The following is a 13,543-nucleotide window of genomic DNA, read 5'->3' as shown; positions in this document are numbered from 1 at the left end:
TGTTGGCTAATCAGATGATTTCTTGTCTTGTGTTGTTCAATCGTTGAGCACGAGATTCACTAGCAGTACCAAGATCATGGCGATGAGCGGTGGAAGCACTACGCAGATGAAAAGCTCAGGTATCTCGCTGAAAGCCAGGGAGCGCTGCCCCTGGGTGTAGAAGCTGACGATCTCTGCAAGCTTGGAAGAGCAAGCTGCGATGCCGCCGCAGAAGCAGAGCGCCGCCGAGCATTGCCGATAGGCACTTATGGCGAGTCGGACAAGCGCCCATGCCAGGCCAATGCTCAGTGGTACCAGCCCGACCAGGCCGGCGGCCGACTGGGCGAAAAGCCAGCCACCAAGCAGACCGAGTGACAAATAGCTTGCTTCCAGGCGCAGTGGGAGCGCAGGTAACCAAGTCGCCCTGGGCTGGGTAATGCTGTCGTTCAATGGCTCGCTCCATAGGCGGCCACCGCCTTGCGGATTTCCTCGCGGGCGTCGTCCAGGCTGCCCCAGCGCTCCATGCGCACCCATTTGCCGGGTTCGAGGGTCTTGTAGTTCTCGAAGAAGTGCTGGATCTGCTTGAGCAGCAGGTCGCTCAGGTCGCCGCACTGGCGCAGGTTGGCGTACAGGGTGCTGAGCTTGTCGTGGGGCACGGCGATGATCTTGGCGTCCGGCCCGGCTTCGTCGGTCATGTACATCACGCCGAGCGGGCGGCAGCGCAATACCGTACCGGGCGCGACCGGGCAGGGGGCGACGACCAGGATGTCCAGCGGGTCGCCGTCCTCGCTCAGGGTGGATGGAATGAAGCCGTAGTTGGCCGGGTAGAACATCGGCGTGCTGAGGAAGCGGTCGACGAACAGCTGGCCGCTGGCCTTGTCCAGCTCGTACTTGATCGGCGCATGGTTGGCCGGGATTTCGATCACGGCGTAGAGATCGTCCGGGATGCCCAGGCCGGCGGGGAGGTCGGTGAAGCTCATGTCGCGGGTCTCCGTAAACGTCAGGTGGCGGGGGTGTCGCGGTCGGCCTTGCGCTTGCCCACGGCGCCCATTTCCACCGGGGTCTTCACGTAGAACAGGGCGAGGTCCTCGGCCTCCAGGCGTTCGAACAGGCGCTCGCACTCGTCCTCGGTGACGGCCAGGCAGATTTCCACCGGCTGGTCGGCCAGTTCGAAGAAGTGGTAGGAGTGCACCCGCCCGGCGTGGCCGAAGCCTTCGGCGCCGACGACCAGGGTGGCGCCCTTGAGCTTCATGCCCCGGGCCAGGTCGACCATCCAGTCGGTGATCAGCTTGCCGCCGTGGCGGCGGCTCTGTTGGGTGAAGAATGTCACCAGGTAGCCTTTCATGATTGCGCCTCCGTCAGCGTGCGCCCAGCAATGTGTAGGTTAGAACGCCCGCGGCCGTTGCCAGCAGCGAACCTACGACGTGCACCGCGATTTCCCCCAGCGCCCAGGCCACGCGGCCGGTCTGCAGCAGCGAGAAGGTTTCCGCGGAAAAGGTCGAGAAGGTGGTCAGGCCGCCGCAGAAGCCGGTGATCAGCAGCAGGCGCCATTCCGGGCTGAGGCTAGGGTTGGCGGCAAAGAAGGCCACGGCCAGGCCGACGACGTAGCCGCCGATCATGTTGGCGGCCCAGGTGCCCGGCGGAATGGTGGGGAACAGGGCGTTGAGCTGCAGGCCGAGGAACCAGCGCAGCAGGCAGCCGATGGAGCCGCCGAGGACGATCACCAGGATGGATTTCAACATGCCGGCGAGCCCCCATGGAAAGAGGGTACGGGCGATGCGGGGGAGGGGAATGGGTGGGGTGTTGCGGTCACGGTCCGGTCCTTTTGCAAAAGGACAGGACGCACACCTACGCACCCTGTCCAGGGTTCACGTAGGCATCATCAGCACGAAGGCGGTTATGAGGAGGAATGCCATCTCCTACCGTAAAAACTAGCATTTTTACCTCTTCGGGGAAAACCCCCTGGATAGCCGATCGCAGCTGTACAACCCACTCACGCCGTCAAGCTGGACAAAATCCGTTTCTATCTTTCTCCCCAACTGTAACCATAAGCTTATATTTTTTCATTCCTTTAAGATGTAACAATCGTAACATTAGGATTGCACATCATGACGAACCAGAACTGGCTCCTCCTCACCTACAAGGTTCCTTCTGAGCCCGCCAAGAAGCGCATCGCGCTGTGGCGCAAGCTCAAGGGCATGGGCGCTGTGTACCTGCAGAACGGTGTATGCCTGCTGCCCAAGAACGACGAACACGTGCGCCAGCTGAAGATGCTGGAGCACGAGATCGATGCGATGTCCGGCGACTCTGTGATCCTGGAGACCGTCGCTCTGGATCGGCTGCAGGAGGACAAGGTCGTCGGCCGCTTCAAGGCTGACCGTGATGAGGAATACCGCGAGTTGCTCGACAAGTGCGATGACTTCGAGGCGGAGATCGCCAAGGAGACCGCGGCCTGCCACTTCACCTATGCCGAGCTGGAAGAGAACGATGTCGACCTGAAGAAGCTGCAGAACTGGTTGGAGAAGATCCGCAAGCTGGATTTCTACGGCGCGCCACTGCTGGTGGAAGCGGAGCAGCGCCTGCAGCACTGCGAAACCTTACTGGATACCTACGCCCAGCGCGTGTTCGAGGCGCAGGACGAAAACCGATGACCTGAAAGAGGTGCTCCATGCAGTTGAAAGTGCTGACGTACAACACCCTGTTCGCCGGCCGTGACGGTGCCGATACCCGTCGGGCCGCGGCACAGATTGGCTTGGTGCGGGAGCTGGAACCCGATGTCTTCCTGATGCAGGAGGCCCGTGGATTCGATGCGAATGGGGGGAGCTGGTTGTATGACATGGAGCACCAGCTTCAAATGCGAGGCTTTCTGGCCCTGGCGCCAAGGACGGGGCAGCATCTTGCGATCTTTATTCGGCAGCCTCTGAGGCCGCTCTCGTTCGAGAGCGATCCGTCCAACTTTCATCACAGCGTTGCATCTTTGAGGGTGGCATTGCCCGGGATCAAGCAGAGCCTGCACCTGACGAGTGTCCATTTGTGCCCGAATGGCGTGGATGTCAGGCGTCGCGAGGCTGCCTATCTGGCCGTGCAGGCCACCCCCGGTGAGTACCGGCTCCTTGCAGGAGACTTCAACTCGGCATCTCCGCATGATCCGGAGCCGCGGGGATTCGATCTGCTGGCTGCCCATCACCGTATTCGCTACGCCGGTGATGGGCGTCACGCTGATAGGACGGTACTTGCAACGCTCGAAACGGCTGGTTGGGTCGATGTAGGGCACCTTCTCCAGCCAGCGCCGACACCCACGGTGCCAACGGCGGCATATACCAACGCCGAGTTCGCGCAGATGCGGTGTGACTACGTTCTGGCTACACCAGCCCTCGCCAGTAAGGCCGTTGGCTACCAAGTGATTCGTACGCCTGCCACCGACAGTGCCTCCGATCACTATCCGGTCCTGGCGACATTCGAGATTTGACCATGATTCCGCCGACGTTAGCGCAGCGGCTGGGATTACGTGCTCCTTACCATCGAGATCGCATGATGAGCCAGTATCAAGAACGCCCCTTGGAAAAAAACGACACCTCTCAAAGCAGCACAAGCCGATCGACCTGGCTCAATAGAACTGTCGCGGGGGCGGGGTTGACCAGCGCCCTGGGCGATTTCTGCTACGAGACCACCACCGTGATCCTGCCGGGGTTCCTGGCGGTGCTCGGGGTGCCCGCCGCCGCGCTGGGCACCATCGAGGGCATCGCCGATGCCCTGGCCGCCTACACCAAGATGTTCTCCGGCTACATCGCCGACAAGCTGGGGCATCGCAAGCTACTGGTGGTGATCGGCTACGGGTTGACGCCGGTCGGCCAGGTGCTGCTGGCCCTGGCGCTGGGCTGGCCACTGATCCTCCTCGGGCGGCTGGTGTCCTGGTTCGGCAAGGGGCTGCGCGGGCCATTGCGCGATGTCATCGTGATCCAGGCGGTGACTGCCGAGACCCGCGGCCGGGCCTTCGGCTTCCATCGTGCGATGGATACTGTGGGCGCCGTGGCCGGGCCCCTGCTGGGCGTCGCGCTGCTCGGCTGGGCCCAGCAGTTGCACTGGGACGATGACAGCGGGCCGTTCCGCCTGGTGCTGTGGCTGAGCGTGATTCCCGGTGTGCTCGCCGTGCTGGCGTTCCTGACCCTGGTGCGCGACCCGCAGCATTCGCCGAACCCGCAACTGAAACTGCTGCAGACGCTGAAGGGCCTGCCCCTGCGCTTCAAGCGCTACCTGGGGGCGGTCGGGCTGTTCGGCGTCGGTGATTTCAGTCACAGCCTGTTGATACTCGCTGCCACGCAATTGCTCAGCGATACCCTGGGCGTGGTCCAGGCGGCACAGGTCGCCGGCCTGCTGTATGTCTGGCGCAACCTGGTCCAGGTTCTGACGTCCTATCCCATCGGTGTGTTGGCGGATCGTTTGGGATCGCTGCCGGTACTTGTCGCAGGGTATGCCCTGGGTAGCTTGACGGCGTTGCTGGCAGCACTGGCCTTCTGGCTGCGGCTGGACAGCGTGCCATTGCTGGCGCTGCTCTTCACCGTCGCGGGCCTGTACGTGTCGGTGCAGGAGGCCCTGGAGTCCACCGTGACCGCCGATATGGTGGAGCCGGAGACTCTGGCCCTGAGCTACGGTGCGCTCGGCACGGTGAACGGTACGGCGAAGTTCGTTTCGAGCGCTACTGTCGGTTTGCTCTGGACCTCCGTTTCGCCCGTACTCGCTTTTCTGCTGGCGGCGGTACTGATGGTCGCCGGTACCGGAGCGTTGGCACGGATGTCCGGTACTGCCGGACGTTGAGGGGGCTTGCTACGGTGGTGCTGGTGACGAGTAGCGGTCGTCGCCCGGGGCCAGATTCCCGATCCGCTGGCCGACGTACCAGAGGATTGGAACAGCCGCCAACTGGCTGAGTACGCAGAACGCCACGGTCGCCGCCAGCGAGTGATCGTAGAGGATGCCGATGAGACTGCTGCCGGCGAACCACGCGATGCCGTAGCCGGCGGTGAACAGGCCGAAGGCCGAGGCACGGCGGGTGCTGGGCACCATGGGGGCGACGGCGGCGGGGATGATGGATTCGTGCACGCCCATGCCCATACCCCAGATCGCCGCTCCCCAGAGCGCGCACCAGAAGCCGCCGAGCAGCGTCAGCGGGGCGAAGGCGCTGCTCGCCAGTGTCAGGCCGACCAGCACCTTGAAGCCGTAACGGTCGAACAGGCGGCCGAACAGCAGGGAACCACAGCCGCTCACGCCCATCGCCACCGCGTAGAAGATTGCTATCCACTGCGTGGGCACGCTGTGGGTGCGGCTGAAATGGTAGGCCATCAGCGGGTAGTCGGCGAAACCGGCCGCCACCAGCAGGGCGGCGCAGAAGTACAACCAGTAGGTGTGTGGCAGGCCGTTGTGTTGCTCCGGGTTGCCTGGTTCGTTCTCCATGTCCTGGGGGCGCGGGTAGAGCCAGCGCGTCAGCAGCACCAGGCCGATGTTGAGCGCGGCCGGCACCAGCAGCAAGGCGAAGGCGCTGCGGTAGTCCCCCTGGCGGGCGAGTACCGCCGCCACCAGCAGGGGGCCGAGCATGGCGCCGAACTGGTCGAGAGCTTCGTGGATACCGAACGTCCAGCCGTAGCCTCCGACCTGTCTGGCGGCCTGGGCCAGCATCACGTCGCGTGGTGGGTTGCGCACTGCCTTGCCGACCCGTTCCAGCACGATCAGTGCGGCGGCGCTGGGCCAGTCGTGAGTCAGGGCCAGTGCTGGGACGGCACTCATCTGCAGCAGGTAGCCGGCGATGCTGATGGGCCAGAACTGCCCGGTGCTGTCAGCGAGCCGGCCCGACACCAGCCTCAGCCCATAGCCGAGCAACTCGCCGAGACCGGTGACCACGCCGACCACGGTGGCCGTCGCTCCCAGTGTCGCCAGGTACGGCCCGATGCTGCTACGCGCGCCTTCGTAGGTGAAGTCGGCGAAGAAGCTCAGCACGCCCATCAGCAGTATGAAGCGCAGGGCGGCGCGCTGCGCTCCGCCGGACGGTCGTGCGACCGTACCGGCTCCGCCCTCAGGCCGGTTCGCCGAAGACCTGCGCATACAGGTCGGTGCCGAAGGCGGTGGCCAGTGGCTCGCCCTCGACGATGCGGAAGGTCCGCCCGCCGTCGTCCCGGCGTTCGGCGCGCAGGAACAGGCTGCCCGCGGGCGGCTCGCGGTAGAGGCTTTCGGCGAAGTCGTGGAGGTGGGTGACGAAGAAGGTCTTCACCCCGGCCTCGGCCAGGGCGCGCACGACCTGGCGGGCGATTTCCGAGCCCTCGCGCTCGTTGGTGGCGGCGAAGGATTCGTTGCACAGCAGGATGGAGCGCGGGCTGAGGTGGTCGACGATTTCGCTCATGCGCGCCAGTTCCTCGTCCAGCTTGCCGCGCCTCATGCTGGCGTCTTCCTCGCGCTTGTAGTGGGTGTACAGGCCGTCGCAGAGGTTGGCGCGCAGGCGTCGGGCCGGGACGAACAGGCCGCACTGCAGCATCAGCTGGGCCAGGCCGATGCTGCGCAGGAAGGTGGACTTGCCGCCCTGGTTGGCGCCGGTGATGACGAACAGCCGGCGGCCGTCGCCGGCCAGGTCGTTGCCCACCACCTGGCGCCGCATGTTCAGAGCCAGGCAGATGTCGTAGAGGCCTTCGAAGGCCTGCTGGTACTGCCCGGCGGGGGCGACCTCGGGGAAGCCGATTTCGCAGCGCAGCTCGCTCAGGCGCTCGCGCAGGTTCAGGCAGCCGATGTAGAACGCCAGCTCCGTGCGCAGCATCTCGAAGAAGCTGGTGATGTGCTCGGCGGCCTGGGCGAGGGCATTGGCGACCTCGTTGGTGCCCCGGTCCTGCAGCTCCGCCAGCGCCGTGGCGCCGGTTTCGTCGCGCTCGGCGATCTCGTAGACGTAGCTCTCCGGCTTCTTCTGTACCAGGCGCTGCAGCCAGTTGCCCCGAGGCTTGGGGTAGCGCCGCAGGCAGTAGTCCAGGCCGCGGTTCAGCGGGCCCAGGCGGGCGCTGACGAGGAAGCCCTTGCGCAGCTTGAGCTGCTCGAAATGCGCATTGAGCTCGGCGAAATACTGGTCGCTGATTTCCTCGCGGATCAGCCCGAACAGCTTGCCGAAGCCGTCCGAGGCGAAGCGCCCGGCCTGCTCGTCGGCCATCCGCCGCAGGCGCCGGAGCAGGTCGATCTGCAGGTGCAGCAGCTTCAGCGAGCGGTGCATGATGCTGCTGGGGTACTTGGTCATGAAGCTCAGGTAGACGTTTTTCTCCAGCCCCAGCACATCCAGCGCGAGCTGGTACAGGTCGCGCACCAGCGCCTGGTTGGCCAGGCAGTCGCGCAGCACCGCCTGGCGATGGCCGACCACTTCCGGGGTGCTGTCGAAGGCGGTCAGCAGGGCGCAGCGGGCGACCTGGCGGAGGAACTTGTCGTCGCCGGCCATGGCGTCGAACAGGCTGTCCAGGGCCAGGTCCTGGACCAGGTCGTCGGCGTGCAGCGGCGGCTGCTTGTCCAGGTCGAAGTCGGCCTGCGGGTACATGAGGTGGGCTTTCATGGCCGGATGCGCTCCTTCACGCTAGCGTAGGTGAGGCGGTGCTTGCGGGCGATGGAGAGGGCGTAGGACAGCCGGTCCGGCGACTTGCGCAGGACCTTGAAGGTGCGCCGGGACGGGTCGTCCGGGTCGACGCAGCTCATCATGCTGACGATGGTCTCGCCCATCTGCGTCAGCTCGTAGATGAAGGTGACGCACACGCAGAGGGCGTCCAGTTCGATGATCCGCCCGAGGATCTTCTGGCCGAGGAAGGCGGCGTCGGCGGCGGTGGTCGAGGAGAAGATTTCGTTGATCAGCACCAGGCTGCGCTCGCTGGCGCCTTCGAGTATGCCGCGGGCGCGGAGCAGGTCGTCTTGCAGCTTGCCGCGCAGGTCGCCGGGGCGCTCCTGTTTTTCGAACAGGGTGAACAGGCGGTCGAAGAGGAACAGCTCGGCGGCCTCGGCCGGCACCCGGCAACCGATGCAGGCCAGGTAGTGCAACTGGCCGAACAGGCGGGCGAAGGTGGTCTTGCCGCCCTGGTTGGGGCCGGAGACCACCAGGATGCGTTCCCGTCCGGCAAGCTCGAAGTCGTTGCACACCACCTCCAGCTTGTTGCTGTTGCGCACCAGGCGGCTGGCCAGGGCGAGGTCGAAGGCGTTGCGGGCGAACACGGCCTTGCTGTCGGTGCGCACGCCGGGGAAGCAGAAGCTCATGCCGGCGTCCACCAGCGGCTGGATGTAGGCCAGGTACGCCAGGTAGAACTGCACCTCGCGGTCGAAGGCCTGCACGGTGTCGTCGAGGAAACCGGCATGCCTGTCGCAGAATTCCGCCTGCTCGGCGAAGATCTCCGGGTAGAGCTGCGCCACCATGTCCAGCACCGCCGCCTCGACGTGGTTCATGCCCGGCCATTCGTTGAACTTGGCGTGGTAGTCGCGCACGTCGCCCTGGCGGAACTTGGCGAAGGTCCTGCCGATGGCCGTGCCGATGTCCTCGGTCGGCTCGTAGCGCTGGACGCGGACCTGGTTGCCGCTGATCAGCATCGAGTAGGTGACGGCGCCGAGCCCGTCGAGCAGGTGCCGGGTGTCGCCGGCCAGGCCGGTGAAGCGTTCCGAGGCCAGGTAGCGCCCCAGGTACGCCAGCAACCCGCGCAGGCCGCGCGACTCGAAGGGGCGGGCGGCCAGGGCCTGGGCCAGCTGGTTGAGCGTGGCGCAATAGACGCGCACCGCCTCGACGAAGCTGCGCTGCTGCTGGCGCGGGTAGTAGAGCTTCTCTTCCGGCACCAGGTGGCGGCGCACGGCGCGCATGCCGGCGGCGAAGGCCTGGAGGTCGGCGAGCAGGCCGGGGTCGAGCAGGTCGTGCATCACCTCCTGGCGGTAGACGATGGCGTCGAGGTCGTCCAGGTGGGTGTAGAAGAACGGCTCCAGGTCGTACTCGTGGCGGTCGGCGGTGATGGCGTCGACCACCTGGTCGAGGTTCAGGTCCTTGAAGCAGGGCGGCGCCGCGCTGGCCAGGGGAGGGCGCCGGGCGCCGGGGAAGAGGATGCTGTGGAAGTCGCCGGCTTGGGTGTCCGCGACCTGCGGATCGAGCGCGGCGGTGCCGGAAAGCGGCTGCATGGCTGATGACATGATCCATTCCTCCGGGGGCGGATGTCGTCCGGGGTCATGCAGGCATCATCAGCACGGGGGCGGTTGAAGGAGGAATGCCATCTCCTGGGTTTCAACCCTAGCAGAATCCCGTTGCGTCCGCCGGTGCTTGACGACAGACTTCATCCCTGATTTATTGAAACCGGTTTCATAACCCTTCCAGCAGAAGCGCATACAAAAGGATCGAAAGGGTGAACGACATGCTGCCGCCTGCCCGCGGGCGGGTCACCATCAGCGAGGTGGCCCGTGCTGCCGGCGTCTCCAAGGCCACGGTCTCGCGCTACATCGGCGGCGACCGGCAACTGCTCGCCGACGCCACCGCCCAGCGCATCGAGGCGGTGATCGAGCAGCTCGGCTACCGCCCCAACCGCATGGCCAGCGGCCTCAAGCGCGGCCGCACGCGGCTGGTCGGCATGCTCCTGGCGGACATCCGCAACCCTTACTCCATCGCCGTGATGCACGGCGTGGAGACCGCCTGCCGCCAGCACGGCTACAGCCTGGTGGTGTGCAACACCGACCGCGACGACGAGCAGGAGCGCCTGCACCTGGAAGCGTTGCAGTCGTACAACGTCGAAGGCCTGATCGTGAACACCCTCGGCCACCACGCCGGCGAGCTGGCCAGCCTGGCCCGCGAGCTGCCCATGGTGCTGGTGGACCGCCAGCTGGAAGAGCTGCGCTCCGACCTGGTGGGGCTGGACAACGCCGATGCCGTGGAGCAGGCCCTGGACCACCTGCAGGCCCGCGGCTACCGCGACATCCTGGCGGTCAGCGAGCCGCTGGACGGCACCAGCTCGCGGCAGGAGCGGGTGGCCGCCTTCCAGGCCTCCATAGCCCGCCGGCCCGGCCTGCGCGGCCAGGTGCTGGAAACCGGCGGCGACCTGCGCGGGCAGCTGGCCGCCTTCCTCGCCGGCGCCGGGCACGGCCCGCAGGCGCTGTTCACCTGCAACGGCGTGGCCACCCTGTGCGCCACCCGCACCCTGCACGAGATGGGCGTGCGCCTGTTCGACGAGGTCGGCCTGCTGGCCCTCGACGAACTGGACTGGTACCCCCTGGTCGGCGGCGGCATCACCGCCCTGGCCCAACCCACCGAGCGCATCGGCCAGGCGGCCTTCCAGTGCCTGCTGGAACGCCTGCAGGGGGCCACGCTGCCGGCGCGGCGCCTGGACCTGCGCGCCGAACTCATCGTCAGAGGCTCCACCCCAGCACGCGGCTGAAACCGGGGCGGCCCGGCACCGCTGTGGTTTTCGGCCAGAAATGAAACCGGTTTCATCCGGCTGAACGAGAAGGACAAGAACAATGCACGCGAACCCCGTATCCATCAGCCTGTCCAGTTTCGGCGCCGATGCCGTGCGCCAGCGGGGCCAGGCCGCCTACCTGGCGCTGCTGGCCGAGGCCGGCGCGAGCCGCGTCGAATGGCGCGAAGAACTCTTCGACGCGCTGCCCGACGCCGCCACCCTGGCCGCGGCCAGCGCCGCCCAGGGCCTGGAAAGCCTGTACTCGGCGCCGCTGGAGCTGTGGCGCGCGGACGCCAGCCTGGAGCCGGCGGTGGCCGATCGCCTGCGCCTGGCAGGGGAGGCTGGCGCCGTGGCGCTGAAGGTTTCCCTCGGCCACTACCGCGACGAGTGCGACCTGGAGGCCCTGCGCCCCTTGCTGGCGCAGGGGCCGGCGCTGCTGGTGGAGAACGACCAGACCGCCCGGGGCGGTCGCGTCGAGCCGCTGCTGCGCTGCTTCCGCCGCGCCGCCGAGCTGGGCCTGCCGCTGGCCATGACCTTCGACATCGGCAACTGGCACTGGCAGGGCGAGTCGCCGCAGCAGGCCGCGCGCCTGCTCGGGCCCTGGGTGCGCTACGTGCATTGCAAGGCGGTGCGCCGCCGCGAGGATGGGCGCCTGGTGGCCATACCACCGCAGCCCGCCGACCTCGACGAGTGGGAGGCGCTGCTGGCGCGCTTCGCCCCCGGCGTGCCGCGCGCCATCGAATACCCGCTGGCCGGCGACGACCTGGCCAGCCTGACCCGCGAGCAGGTGGCGCAACTGGCGCAGCTGGGCCGCGCCGCGGAGGTGCGCCATGGCTGAACACGACGTGCTCTGCTTCGGCGAGACCATGGCCATGTTCGTCGCCGAGCAGTGCGGCGACCTGGCCGAGGTGGAAGGCTTCGGCAAGCGCATCGCCGGTGCCGACAGCAACGTGGCCATCGGTCTGGCGCGCCTGGGCCTGCGGGTAAACTGGCTGAGCCGGGTGGGCGACGACTGCCTGGGCCGCTTCGTGCTGGCCAGCCTGCGCCGCGAGGGCCTGGACTGCGACGGTGTGGAAGTGGACGTGGAGCACCCCACCGGCTTCCAGCTCAAGGCCCGCTGCGACGACGGCAGCGACCCGCGGGTGGAATACTTCCGCCGCAATTCGGCGGCCAGCCGCATGTCGCCGACGCTGCTGCGTCCGGGCCTGCTGCGCGCCCGCCACCTGCACGCCACGGGCATAGTGCCGGCGCTTTCGGCGAGCTGCCGCGAGCTGTCCCACCAACTACTGGACGCCATGCGCGCCGCCGGCCGCAGCGTGTCCTTCGACCCCAACCTGCGTCCCTCGCTGTGGCCGGACCGCGCCACCATGGTGCGCGAGATCAACGCCCTGGCGTCCAAGGCCCACTGGGTGCTGCCGGGCTTGGAGGAGGGCCGCCTGCTGACCGGCCGCCAGTCGCCCGAGGCCATCGCCGGCTTCTACCTTGAGCAGGGCGTGGAGTGCGTGGCCATCAAGCTCGGCGCCGAGGGCGCCTACTTCCGCGATGCCGACGGCCGCGAAGGCGTGGTGCCGGCGCAGCCGGTGGCGCGGGTGGTGGACACCGTGGGCGCCGGCGACGCCTTCGCCGTGGGCGTGATCAGCGCCTTGCTGGAAGGCTGCGACCTGCGCCACGCGGTGGCCCGCGGCAACTGGTGCGGCAGCCGCGCGGTGCAGTCGCGCGGCGACATGGAAGGCCTGCCCCTGCGCCACGAACTCGAAGCCCACGACGCCCGCCTGCGCGCCTGACCCGGACCCTAAGACCGCCGGCCCGGCCGGCACCTGTTGCGACAAGAACAACAAGCTCAGGAGAAATGCCATGCAGATCGACCGACTCGCCCCACGCCGCTGGTGGCACATCATGCCCATCGTCTTCGTCACCTACAGCCTGGCCTACCTGGACCGCGCCAACTACGGCTTCGCCGCCGCCTCCGGCATGGCCGAGGACCTGAACATCACCCCGGCGCTGTCCTCGCTGCTGGGCGCGCTGTTCTTCCTGGGCTATTTCTTCTTCCAGGTGCCCGGCGCCATCTACGCCGAGAAGCGCAGCGTGAAGAAGCTGATCTTCGCCAGCCTGATCCTCTGGGGCGGCCTGGCCACGCTCACCGGCATGGTCCGCGACGTCTACCTGCTGGTGGGCATCCGCTTCCTGCTGGGCGTGGTGGAGGCGGCGGTGATGCCGGCCATGCTGATCTACCTCTGCCACTGGTTCACCCGCGCCGAGCGCTCGCGGGCCAACACCTTCCTGATCCTCGGCAACCCGGTGACCATCCTCTGGATGTCGGTGCTTTCCGGCTACCTGGTGAGCCAGTTCGACTGGCGCTGGATGTTCATCATCGAGGGCCTGCCGGCGGTGCTCTGGGCCTTCATCTGGTGGCGCCTGGTGGATGACCGCCCGGCCCAGGCCAAGTGGCTGGACGAGGCCGAGAAGGCCGCGCTGCAGCGCGCCCTGGCCGCCGAGCAGCAGGGCATCAAGCCGGTGAAGAACTACCGCGAGGCGTTCCGCTCGCCGAAGGTGATCATCCTCTGCCTGCAGTACTTCTGCTGGAGCATCGGCGTGTACGGCTTCGTGCTCTGGCTGCCGTCGATCCTCAAGCAGGCCTCGGGCCTGGACATCGTCAGCGCCGGCTGGCTGTCGGCGCTGCCGTACCTAGTGGCGGTGCTGGCGATGCTCGGGGTGTCCTGGGCCTCGGACCGCCTGCAGAAGCGCAAGCGCTTCGTCTGGCCGCCGCTGCTGATCGCCGCCCTGGCCTTCTACGGCTCCTACGCCCTGGGCAGCCAGCACTTCTGGGCCTCCTACGCGCTGCTGGTGATCGCCGGCGCCTGCATGTACGCGCCCTACGGGCCGTTCTTCGCCATCGTCCCGGAAGTGCTGCCGAGCAACGTCGCCGGCGGCGCCATGGCGCTGATCAACAGCATGGGCGCGCTGGGCTCGTTCTCCGGCTCCTGGCTGGTGGGCTACCTCAACGGCGCCACCGGCGGGCCCGGCGCCTCCTACCTGTTCATGTGCGGCGCGCTGCTGGCGGCCGTTGCCCTGACCGCCATCCTCAACCCCTCGCAGAAAGCCGAGCGCCTTCGTCCGGCGCTGGGCCACTAGGAAGTTTCGAC

General features: G+C 67.0%; 14 protein-coding genes and 2 riboswitches. Of the genes, 7 read left to right on the top strand and 7 right to left on the bottom strand.

The genetic code is table 11. The features are described from left to right. Positions 1-36 precede the first annotated feature (36 nt). From IG194_RS31770 to crcB, 4 genes are read right to left on the bottom strand one after another with little or no spacing between them, the layout of a single operon-like run. A complete protein-coding gene (locus IG194_RS31770; RefSeq protein WP_058489989.1) occupies positions 37-429 on the bottom strand; it encodes a hypothetical protein in 393 nt (130 codons plus the stop codon). Further along, positions 426-959 carry an inorganic diphosphatase gene (gene ppa / locus IG194_RS31765; protein WP_058489988.1) on the bottom strand — a complete coding sequence of 178 codons (534 nt, stop codon included), beginning with the start codon at positions 957-959 and terminating at the stop codon, positions 426-428. Before ppa ends, IG194_RS31770 begins: the two co-directional genes overlap by 4 nt. 20 nt (positions 960-979) lie before the next feature. Further along, positions 980-1,324, bottom strand: a complete 345-nt coding sequence (locus tag IG194_RS31760; protein ID WP_058489987.1) for a DUF190 domain-containing protein — start codon at positions 1,322-1,324, stop codon at positions 980-982. Positions 1,325-1,337: 13 nt separating this feature from the next. Further along, positions 1,338-1,721 carry a fluoride efflux transporter CrcB gene (gene crcB, locus IG194_RS31755; protein WP_009622628.1) on the bottom strand — a complete coding sequence of 128 codons (384 nt, stop codon included), beginning with the start codon at positions 1,719-1,721 and terminating at the stop codon, positions 1,338-1,340. Between the two features lie 124 nt (positions 1,722-1,845). Beyond that, positions 1,846-1,908: riboswitch (Fluoride riboswitch) on the bottom strand. A 179-nt stretch (positions 1,909-2,087) separates the two neighbouring features. Between crcB and IG194_RS31750 the strand changes: the two genes are divergently transcribed. The 3 genes from IG194_RS31750 to IG194_RS31740 all read left to right on the top strand — a co-directional run bounded on the left by IG194_RS31750 (position 2,088) and on the right by IG194_RS31740 (position 4,794). Beyond that, positions 2,088-2,630, top strand: coding sequence for a Chromate resistance protein ChrB (locus tag IG194_RS31750; RefSeq protein ID WP_058489986.1), 543 nt, complete (start codon positions 2,088-2,090; stop codon positions 2,628-2,630). Between the two features lie 17 nt (positions 2,631-2,647). After that, the gene (locus IG194_RS31745) at positions 2,648-3,448 is read left to right on the top strand and encodes an endonuclease/exonuclease/phosphatase family protein (RefSeq protein ID WP_058489985.1); all 801 of its coding nucleotides are present in this window, start codon (positions 2,648-2,650) and stop codon (positions 3,446-3,448) included. A gap of 62 nt (positions 3,449-3,510) precedes the next feature. Next, positions 3,511-4,794, top strand: a complete 1,284-nt coding sequence (locus tag IG194_RS31740) for an MFS transporter (RefSeq protein ID WP_225617151.1) — start codon at positions 3,511-3,513, stop codon at positions 4,792-4,794. A gap of 9 nt (positions 4,795-4,803) precedes the next feature. Here the strand turns inward: IG194_RS31740 and IG194_RS31735 are convergent, their stop codons facing one another. From IG194_RS31735 to IG194_RS31725, 3 genes are all read right to left on the bottom strand, one after another. Then, positions 4,804-5,973, bottom strand: coding sequence for an MFS transporter (locus IG194_RS31735; protein ID WP_058489984.1), 1,170 nt, complete (start codon positions 5,971-5,973; stop codon positions 4,804-4,806). Between the two features lie 70 nt (positions 5,974-6,043). Beyond that, positions 6,044-7,546, bottom strand: a complete 1,503-nt coding sequence (locus IG194_RS31730) for a MutS-related protein (protein ID WP_058489983.1) — start codon at positions 7,544-7,546, stop codon at positions 6,044-6,046. Beyond that, positions 7,543-9,147 (bottom strand): MutS-related protein, encoded by a 1,605-nt coding sequence (locus IG194_RS31725; RefSeq protein WP_082996292.1) that lies wholly within the window; start codon positions 9,145-9,147, stop codon positions 7,543-7,545. Before IG194_RS31725 ends, IG194_RS31730 begins: the two co-directional genes overlap by 4 nt. A gap of 32 nt (positions 9,148-9,179) precedes the next feature. Next, a riboswitch (Fluoride riboswitch) is annotated at positions 9,180-9,241 on the bottom strand. 124 nt (positions 9,242-9,365) lie between these two features. On the opposite strand from IG194_RS31725, the gene IG194_RS31720 reads away from it, so the two are divergent. The 4 genes from IG194_RS31720 to IG194_RS31705 all read left to right on the top strand — a co-directional run bounded on the left by IG194_RS31720 (position 9,366) and on the right by IG194_RS31705 (position 13,532). Next, a complete protein-coding gene (locus IG194_RS31720; RefSeq protein WP_009622620.1) occupies positions 9,366-10,379 on the top strand; it encodes a LacI family DNA-binding transcriptional regulator in 1,014 nt (337 codons plus the stop codon). 82 nt (positions 10,380-10,461) lie between these two features. Continuing rightward, positions 10,462-11,238 carry a hypothetical protein gene (locus tag IG194_RS31715; protein ID WP_058489982.1) on the top strand — a complete coding sequence of 259 codons (777 nt, stop codon included), beginning with the start codon at positions 10,462-10,464 and terminating at the stop codon, positions 11,236-11,238. After that, a complete protein-coding gene (locus tag IG194_RS31710; protein ID WP_058489981.1) occupies positions 11,231-12,184 on the top strand; it encodes a sugar kinase in 954 nt (317 codons plus the stop codon). Before IG194_RS31715 ends, IG194_RS31710 begins: the two co-directional genes overlap by 8 nt. A gap of 70 nt (positions 12,185-12,254) precedes the next feature. After that, a complete protein-coding gene (locus IG194_RS31705) occupies positions 12,255-13,532 on the top strand; it encodes an MFS transporter (RefSeq protein ID WP_058489980.1) in 1,278 nt (425 codons plus the stop codon). Positions 13,533-13,543 lie beyond the last annotated feature (11 nt).

The organism is Pseudomonas sp. ADPe (assembly GCF_014843515.1).
Lineage (GTDB): Bacteria > Pseudomonadota > Gammaproteobacteria > Pseudomonadales > Pseudomonadaceae > Pseudomonas > Pseudomonas citronellolis.
This window is presented reverse-complemented; position numbering and strand designations above follow the sequence as displayed.

Bases quoted from the DNA above. Each gene is read 5' to 3' on its own strand.
- ppa (WP_058489988.1), bottom strand. From the start codon at position 959: ATGAGCTTCACCGACCTCCCCGCCGGCCTGGGCATCCCGGACGATCTC.
- IG194_RS31760 (WP_058489987.1), bottom strand. From the start codon at position 1,324: ATGAAAGGCTACCTGGTGACATTCTTCACCCAACAGAGCCGCCGCCAC.
- crcB (WP_009622628.1), bottom strand. From the start codon at position 1,721: ATGTTGAAATCCATCCTGGTGATCGTCCTCGGCGGCTCCATCGGCTGC.
- IG194_RS31750 (WP_058489986.1), top strand. From the start codon at position 2,088: ATGACGAACCAGAACTGGCTCCTCCTCACCTACAAGGTTCCTTCTGAG.
- IG194_RS31745 (WP_058489985.1), top strand. From the start codon at position 2,648: ATGCAGTTGAAAGTGCTGACGTACAACACCCTGTTCGCCGGCCGTGAC.
- IG194_RS31740 (WP_225617151.1), top strand. From the start codon at position 3,511: ATGATGAGCCAGTATCAAGAACGCCCCTTGGAAAAAAACGACACCTCT.
- IG194_RS31735 (WP_058489984.1), bottom strand. From the start codon at position 5,973: ATGGGCGTGCTGAGCTTCTTCGCCGACTTCACCTACGAAGGCGCGCGT.
- IG194_RS31730 (WP_058489983.1), bottom strand. From the start codon at position 7,546: ATGAAAGCCCACCTCATGTACCCGCAGGCCGACTTCGACCTGGACAAG.
- IG194_RS31725 (WP_082996292.1), bottom strand. From the start codon at position 9,147: ATGTCATCAGCCATGCAGCCGCTTTCCGGCACCGCCGCGCTCGATCCG.
- IG194_RS31720 (WP_009622620.1), top strand. From the start codon at position 9,366: ATGCTGCCGCCTGCCCGCGGGCGGGTCACCATCAGCGAGGTGGCCCGT.
- IG194_RS31715 (WP_058489982.1), top strand. From the start codon at position 10,462: ATGCACGCGAACCCCGTATCCATCAGCCTGTCCAGTTTCGGCGCCGAT.
- IG194_RS31710 (WP_058489981.1), top strand. From the start codon at position 11,231: ATGGCTGAACACGACGTGCTCTGCTTCGGCGAGACCATGGCCATGTTC.
- IG194_RS31705 (WP_058489980.1), top strand. From the start codon at position 12,255: ATGCAGATCGACCGACTCGCCCCACGCCGCTGGTGGCACATCATGCCC.